At 64.6% G+C, this 7,659-nt stretch carries 8 protein-coding genes; 2 read left to right on the top strand and 6 right to left on the bottom strand.

Going from position 1 to position 7,659, the window contains the following annotated elements; genetic code table 11:
• The coding region (locus tag AC1DMG_RS17760; protein WP_477180848.1) for an aminotransferase-like domain-containing protein at positions 1–895 on the bottom strand (895 nt) is incomplete at its 3' end.
• 102 nt (positions 896–997) lie between these two features.
• Between AC1DMG_RS17760 and AC1DMG_RS17765 the strand changes: the two genes are divergently transcribed.
• On the top strand, positions 998–1,435 hold the full coding sequence (locus tag AC1DMG_RS17765) for a carboxymuconolactone decarboxylase family protein (RefSeq protein WP_441602367.1): 438 nt from the start codon (positions 998–1,000) through the stop codon (positions 1,433–1,435).
• A gap of 13 nt (positions 1,436–1,448) precedes the next feature.
• Entirely contained in the window at positions 1,449–1,901 is a 453-nt protein-coding gene (locus AC1DMG_RS17770) for a cupin domain-containing protein (protein WP_477177567.1), read from the top strand.
• On the opposite strand, the gene AC1DMG_RS17775 is transcribed toward AC1DMG_RS17770, so the two are convergent.
• The 5 genes from AC1DMG_RS17775 to AC1DMG_RS17795 form a co-directional block, all read right to left on the bottom strand.
• Positions 1,902–3,560: an esterase/lipase family protein gene (locus tag AC1DMG_RS17775; protein WP_477177566.1), complete on the bottom strand. Its 1,659-nt coding sequence runs from the start codon at positions 3,558–3,560 to the stop codon at positions 1,902–1,904.
• 131 nt (positions 3,561–3,691) lie between these two features.
• Positions 3,692–4,363, bottom strand: a complete 672-nt coding sequence (locus AC1DMG_RS17780) for a Rossmann-fold NAD(P)-binding domain-containing protein (protein ID WP_477177565.1) — start codon at positions 4,361–4,363, stop codon at positions 3,692–3,694.
• Between the two features lie 26 nt (positions 4,364–4,389).
• The gene (locus tag AC1DMG_RS17785; RefSeq protein ID WP_477177564.1) at positions 4,390–5,250 is read right to left on the bottom strand and encodes an SDR family NAD(P)-dependent oxidoreductase; all 861 of its coding nucleotides are present in this window, start codon (positions 5,248–5,250) and stop codon (positions 4,390–4,392) included.
• 50 nt (positions 5,251–5,300) lie between these two features.
• The gene (locus AC1DMG_RS17790; RefSeq protein ID WP_477177563.1) at positions 5,301–5,873 is read right to left on the bottom strand and encodes a TetR/AcrR family transcriptional regulator; all 573 of its coding nucleotides are present in this window, start codon (positions 5,871–5,873) and stop codon (positions 5,301–5,303) included.
• A gap of 64 nt (positions 5,874–5,937) precedes the next feature.
• Positions 5,938–7,509 carry a phospholipase D family protein gene (locus tag AC1DMG_RS17795; protein ID WP_477177562.1) on the bottom strand — a complete coding sequence of 524 codons (1,572 nt, stop codon included), beginning with the start codon at positions 7,507–7,509 and terminating at the stop codon, positions 5,938–5,940.
• Positions 7,510–7,659: the final 150 nt, after the last annotated feature.

Raw genomic sequence — 7,659 nt, forward strand, 5'->3', positions numbered from 1 at the left:
GCGGACGTCCTTCAAAGCGGAATTCGCCGTCGTAGTCGTCTTCCACAATCAGTGCGCCGCGGCGCGAGGCCCACTCCAGCAAGGCCACGCGCCGATCCAGACTCATCGGCATGCCGAGCGGAAACTGGTGCGAAGGCGTCACATAGACCAGTCGCGCGTCATCGGGGAGCTCGTCGACGCACAAGCCTTCCGCATCCACGCGTACCGGTTTGACCCGCGCGCCCAGCGCCAACATGCTGGCGCGCGCCGGCGGATAGCCGGGCTCTTCGACCGCGACCACATCGCCGCGCTCGACCATCACGCGCGCGGCAAGGTCGATGGCCTGTTGCGCGCCCTGGGTCACCAGCACGTCCTGCCAGTTGCACGCCACCGCACGACTGAAACCGAGATAGCGCGCGATCGCGAGCCGCAACTCCTGCTCGCCGGCCGGATCCCGATACATGCCCCGCCCACGCGCCTGCGTGCGCAAGGCGTGCGCCACGCAGGCGCGCCAGGCATCGGCGTGGAACAGCGCCTTGTCAGTGACTCCACCCAGATAGTCATAGCGCAGCCGTTCGCCAGGCTTGGGCATCGACAAGGCCTCGGGAACCCGCTGCCATACTTTCGCCGCCTTGGGCGATGAGGCGCCGCGGGCGCGGGCCGGCGGCGGCGTGGCGAGTCCTTCGGCGACGAAGGTGCCGTCGCCTTGCCTGGCGACCAGGAAACCCTCGGCGATCAACCGCTCGAATACCTCGAGCGTGGTCTTGCGCGATACGCCCAACTGGCTGGCCAGATCCCGCGTGGACGGCAGCCGCGAACCCGCTGCCAGGCGTCCATCGACGATCGCCCCACGCAGTTGCTGGTAAAGCTGTCCGGCCAGGTCCCGGCGGCCGGCGATGGTAAGCAGGATGTCCATCAGTGGTTACCTCAAATATCTCAAAAATGGACATTTAAGAAGGCCAGTGAGAAGTCTAACCTGATTCCACTTTCCCACCGAATCCCCACTGAGGATCTCGTCATGAATCAGCGTCTCGACTTCTACAAAGCCAGCCCCGAAGCGATCAAGGCCATGGTCGGCCTGGAGCAGCGCATCGCCAAAAGCGGCCTGGAAAAATCCCTGATCGAACTGGTCCGCCTGCGCGCATCGCAGATCAACGGCTGCGCTTATTGCGTGGACATGCATTCGGCCGATGCCCGCAAGGCGGGCGAGAACGAACGCCGCCTGGCGACCTTGAGCGTGTGGCGCGAAACACCGTTTTTCACCGACCGCGAACGCGCCGCGCTGGAGTGGACCGAATCGCTCACGCTGATCGCCAGCAACCATGTGCCCGACAGCGTGTGGCAGGCCGTGCAGCCGCACTTCTCTGAAGAAGAACTGACCGACCTCACCTTGCTGATCGTCGCCATCAACGGCTGGAATCGTTTTGCGATCGCCTTCCGCAAACTGCCGGCCTGAGCGGAGCGATGCCATGAAAATGTCGCTCGCTCCCCTGGTCCTCTCGCTGGTCATGGCATTCGGCGCCGTCACGGCGCAAGCCCACGACGGTGGCGAAGAAACCGTCCAGCCGCTGATGAAGCAAGCCTTGCCCGACGTGCCCGGCAAGAACGCGATGATGGCTACCGTCACCCTCGCACCCGGCCAGAGCGCCGCGCCGCATCTGCATCCGGGCTCGATCTTCGCCTACGTGCTCGAAGGCCAGGTCGTGTCGCAGCTCGAAGGGCAGGAACCGAAAACCTATGGCGCCGGCCAGAGCTGGTACGAGCCGCCGCGGGCGCATCATCTGGTCACGCGCAATCCGAGCACGACCCAGCCGGCCAAATTGTTGGTGTGGGCCATCGTGGCGCCGCAGGATCCGATCAAGGTACCGCTGCCGCAAATCTCATCCGTGCAAAACCCGTTGCCTGCAATCGCCTCCCACTGATCACGGCGCTGAAGGCTGGCGAAGGATCTCCACAATCTTCGCCAGCACTTCATCGTTGAGATAGAGCTGGTGGCCGTCCTTCACGACGGTGGTGGAGACGGCGCCGGGAATCGTTGCGCTCTTCAACGGAACAAAGCCGTCACCCGGAGGATTCGTGCCAGGCAGGTTGCCGGCAAACGTGTAATAGCGCACCCCGTTCGCCGGCATCAGCGATTGCGCCGCATGACTCACGGGTTGTGCGTCGCGCAACGTGCTGATGCTGCTCAGGCCGTACTGCTCGTAATCCTTGGCCAGCAGAGGATTTTCGTGGGCGCGATTTTCCGCCGCCACGCGGACCAGGGCATCGAGTTCCGGCGCATGGGCGTGCACCACGCGCAACGCCACCTGCCCGATCAGGCTGTCGACATAGGGCGAGCCCAGGTGCGGTGCCGCCAGGAAGATCGTGCGCGTCACGCCGGGATAAGCATGGAAGCGAAATACCGAATCCACGATCGCGAGATCCGCGGGCGTGCCGCGCAACTGCTCTGTGGGAATATCGAACGCGGCCTTCCAGATCACATCGTTGCTGTCGGACACGATCAGCCGGGAAATGACGCCGCCCATGCTGTGCCCGATCAGCGTCACGTCCTGATGCGCCGGCGCGGTGCCATCGGGATCGAGAATATGCCAGGCCTGATCGAGCGAGCGTTGCACGATCAGCCGATTGAGCAACTGCGGCGTGTTGGTCGGGTAGACCACGTGCCAGATCTGATAGCGCGCCCGCAAATCAGGGTCGCCGTCGATGAGGTTGGTCAGCTTCGCCCACACCATCGGGCTGCGCCCCAACCCATGCACCATGATCACGGGCGTCTTGTTCGGATCGTAATCTTCCAGCAGATACAGCCCCTCGCGCAGCGCGAACTGCCGCCCGCCAATGAGGTTCCACAAGGCCAGCCGGTTGATGTGCGAACGATCGTAAAGCGCAGCCAGGGTCGCAGAGGGATCCGTCGCCAGAGGAACGCTGCGCTTGCCGATGGTGATGTCCGCGTGTTCGCGCATACCGGAAACGATCAGCTGCGCAACACCGTCAGCGCCAGGCTCCACCCATGCGGTAAGCGACCGGGTGATGCCCTCTGGCGGATAGAGCATGCAGATTGGCTTGTCGTTGCATCGCTTCTGCCACCCCACCATCGGCACGCCATAGCCAGGCGTCGCGAACCGCTCGCCCATCACCGGGGGAATGGTCACCTCGTCGGCGCGCGCCAAGGCCACCGGCCCATCGTCCAGGCTATCGGGAAGATCGCGGAATTCCACCCGCAGCGGCACGTCCAGTACGCGCATGGACTGCGAACGCCACGGGTCGGGTTTGACGTCCAACAGATAACCCAGCAACTCATGCGTGCAGTTGTCGGCAAGCGTCTGGGCTTCCGCCTGCTGGGCCGCGCTCCCCTGCTCCGAGGCCTGGTAAGCCACCACGGCGCAATGCAGCCAGTTGCGGGCGGCAAGGTCCTTGCGCTGGACGGCCGCCGTGTCACGCCACAGGTGGCGTGCTTCGTTCAGGGCATCATTCTTTGGCTGCCGCGAAAGACTGCTGCACGCCGCCAACAAGACCACACACGCCATCCAGACCAGGCGGTGGCCACGAGTCGAGCTCGGTTTGCCGGGAATACCTGAGCGCATGCGGGCACTCGTCGCCAGAGAGGTCGCAGACAAGGCGGGCCGAACCGTAGCACCCGCCGCCGGTTGAACGCCGCGCCACGCTACGCCATTCGTCCGCTCCGCGCACTAACACCTTAGGGCCACGGCCTGGATCAGCCCTGCTTGGCGGCCCGGTCGATGTCCGGGCACTCCAGCACGGGGCTGGGTCCGCCCGCCCTGGCCACCGCCAGCATGGCCTGGCCGATGGTGACCGTGCTCAGGATCTGCCGCGGAAACAGCGCCCGCAGCACGGGCACCAATGGTCGCGTCACGGCGTACACCACGCGGGACATCGTGGTCTTCGAACGCTCGCCATGCACCGCCTCGATGAAGCCCGGACGAAACAGGTAGACCGCACGGAAGGGCAGGCGCAGCAGCGCGTTCTCCGTGCGCCCTTTCACCCGCGCCCACATGCTGCGTCCCTGCTCCGTGCTGTCGGTGCCGGCGCCCGACACATAGACGAACACCATCGAGGGATTGAGCCGCGCCAGCGTGCTGGCCGCCGCCAGCGTCAGCTCGTAGGTGAGGCGGGTATAAGTCGCCTCGTCCATGCCCGCCGCACTCACGCCCAGGCAAAAAAAGCAGGCGTCGTAACCATGCAGCTGCGGTTCGATCGACGCATAGTCGAAGAAGTCCTGATGCACGAGCTCGCGCAGCTTGGGGTGATGCACTCCTAGCGAACTTCGTCCCAGCACCAGGACTTCTTCCACATCCTGTGCCGCCAGGCATTCACGCAGCACGCCCTGGCCGACCATGCCGGACGCGCCAAACAGTATGATTTTCACGTCCGGATCTCCTATGCCAGGCGCCGTTAGTACGCAGGAAACGCCGGGATGGCGTCCACGTCGTAGCCCGTGGAAAGGCTGACCTCGCGCCAGCGCTCGGCGGCGCTGATGCGCTGGGCGTCCACCTGACCGAAGTACTGCAAGGCATCGCTGCCCAGCAGCAGATGACGAGGCGGCTGCTCGTGGTAGCCCATCTTCAACACCACCTGCGCCACCCGCGCCGGATCGCCCGCCTGTTTGCCCAGCGCATCCTTGAGGCGTTCGCGGAACACACCCACCGAGGCCTGATAGTCGGGCAGCAGATCGCCCAGGGTGCTGTTGGCCTCGGCGGCCCAGTCCGTGCGCATGCCACCCGGTTCCAGCGAGCACAGCTTGATGCCCAGGTGCTCGACTTCGGCAGCCACCACTTCGGTGAAGCCGCCCACGGCCCATTTCGCCGACTGGTACGCGGACAGGCCCGGTGTACCAATACGCCCACCCACCGAGGAAATCTGCAGGATGTGGCCCGACTTCTGCGCACGCATCACCGGCAGCGCGGCTCGCGTCATATTCACCACGCCGTAGAAGTTCGTCTCGATCTGCGCGCGGAAGTCGCCTTCGTCGCTTTGCTCGAACGGTCGCGCGTGGCCGTAGCCGGCGTTGTTCACCAGGACGTCCAGACGGCCAAACGCCCTTACCGCCGCATCCACTGCGGCACGGCCCGCCGCCGGATCGGCCACATCCAAGGCCACCGCACGCACATGCTCGCCGTAACGCTCGACCAGATCGGCCAGCTGTTCCGGCCGACGCGCTGTCGCCACCAGGCGATCACCATGGGCCAGCACTGCTTCGGCGATATCCCGGCCGAGGCCGCGCGCACTGCCTGTTACCAACCATACCTTTGACATGACGTCCTCTCTATTGAGTGATTACACACTCATTTAATGGTCAAAACAAATCAGGCTTTGCCGATGGCGTTCCAGAACGCCTCGAAGCCTGCCGATCGATACTGCTCTGCCCGCTCCGGTTCGCGGGCGATGAAATCCATGGTGGTTTCCGCCAGCGACGTGAGCAGCGCGCCCACGAAAGCGGGGTCGAGCTCCTTCAACACGCCCTTGGTCATGGCCTCCTTCAACATGCCCTGCACATCGCCGAACGGTGCCGAGCCGGTCGCCTTGGTTTCGGGCGCGATGCACTGGGACACGCTCAGTTGCGCCATCACCTTTCGAGCCTGCGGATGCGCCACGCCCCAGTCGATATAAGTGCGCCAGACATGGGCCGCCCGCTCGCGGATGCTGGCGCGACGCGGATAGCCGGTTAGCATCGCCTCGCGCATGTCCACCTTCAGCTCCAGGTACAGCTGGTTGAGCAGCGTGTCCTTGCTGTCGAAGTAGGTGAACAGCGTGCCCTCTGCCACGCCTGCGGTGCGGGCGATCCGGGCGGTTGGCGCATTGATACCCTGCTCCGCGAACACCTGGGTCGCGGCATCAAGGATGGCGTTGCGCTTGTCTTCGCTGCGGGGGCGGGCCATGGGGATCAATAACTGAGTGACCACTCAATCATAGGGCCGCCCGCCCCGGACTTMAAGGGGTGGTTCAGAGCAGGCTTTCGATTGGCAGCAGGCCGCCGGCATTGACCTTGAAGCGCCGCCACCAGCTCGTTTCGGGTGCGTGGTCGTAACGCACGTCCGACTGGCCCGGACCCTTGCCCACCCAGTACACGCTGCCCTTGTCGTCCAGCAGGACCTGGTAGCTGTGGACCGGTTTGGTGGCGTCGGCAAAGATCGCCAGCAGCGCCTTGGCGAGCCCCGGCGAATCCACGATGACGCCGTCCTCGGTATTGATGTGGACCGAGCGCGGATCGAGATTCATCGAACCGACAAAGGCAAGTTGCTCGTCGACCACCATGGCCTTCGCATGCAAGCTGTTGCTGCCGGAGGACGAGCCGAAGAAACTGCTGCCGCCACGGCCCTTTCGCGCGTCCGGCTTCAGTTCGTACAGATGCACGCCGGCCTTCAACAGGCCCGTGTAATAGGACGCATAGGCCACGTAGACATTGCCGGCGTCCGTCGATGCCAGCGAGTTGGTGAGGATCGACACGTCGACACCGCGGTCGCACATGCCCTTGAAGTACGCCACGCCCTTGTCGCCCGGCACGAAGTACGGCGAGATCAAGGTGAGCCGCTGCTGCGCGCCATCCATCCACGCGCGGATCTGCGGCGCCATATGCAGGTCCTTGCCGTCAGCCGCGGGATTGCCCTTCTCCGGATCGTCCGCGAGATACGTGGCCGTGCCCCAGGCCCACGACGTAGCTGGCGCCTCATGTGCCAGGTCGCCCACGCGGGCGACCAGGCTCTGTGCATAGCCGCTCTCGCTGAACTGGCGCGCGCTCGCCGCCATGGTCTTGCGCAGCTGCGCCAGCTTCTCGGGGCTGGGCGTCTTGCGATGAAACGCGCCGATCGGGAATGACTGTTCGCTGTTCCAGTACCGATCGAACATCTGCCCGACCTCGGCCACCACCGGGCCAATCGTCAGCACATCCAGGTCGCGGAAATTGACGCTGTCGTTCGCGTCGAAATATTCGTCGCCGATATTGCGRCCGCCAACAATCGCCATGGCGCCGTCGGCGATCATCGCCTTGTTGTGCATGCGCCGGTTGAGGCGGGAGAAATCGCCGGCAAACTGCATGCCCATGCTCAAGCTCGACGTACTGCGATCCAGAAAGGGATTGAACAGGCGTATCTGGATATTCGGATGGCCATCCAGAATGCGCAGCACGTCGTCGTTGCCGGCCACGTGCAAGTCATCGAGCAGCAGGCGCACCCGCACGCCACGATCGGCGGCGGCCAACAGGCGTTGCGCGAGCAAGCCGCCGGTCGCATCGGAATGGAACATGTAGTACTGCAGGTCGAGCGAGTGCACGGCGCGGTTGGCCAGCGCAATGCGCGCCAGCAAGGCGTCGTTGGAATCGCTGATCAGGCGCAGCCCGCTGTCGCTGCCATGTTGCGCGGAGATGCGCTTGGCATACGCCTCCAGCGGTGCATCCGGCTGGACCGGCAACACCGTGCTGGGAACGCGTGGGTAATCGGGACGAAGATCCGAATGGGTGCAGGCAGCCAGCGCCAACAGCCCCAGACAGGCAAGGCGACGCAACAAGGTGCAGGCCATGTTCCCTCCTTGGTGCTGACTGTGTCTGAGGCGGCGGTTGTACGCAAGGTTGTTGTTGAACGGATGCCCCGCAGATCACCCACCCTTCCCTGTGGGAGCGCACCCTGTGCGCGACTAGGCGTCGCTACGTAGCCGCGCCTAGTCGCGCAC

This window comes from Dyella sp. 01N36 (genome assembly GCF_056399745.1).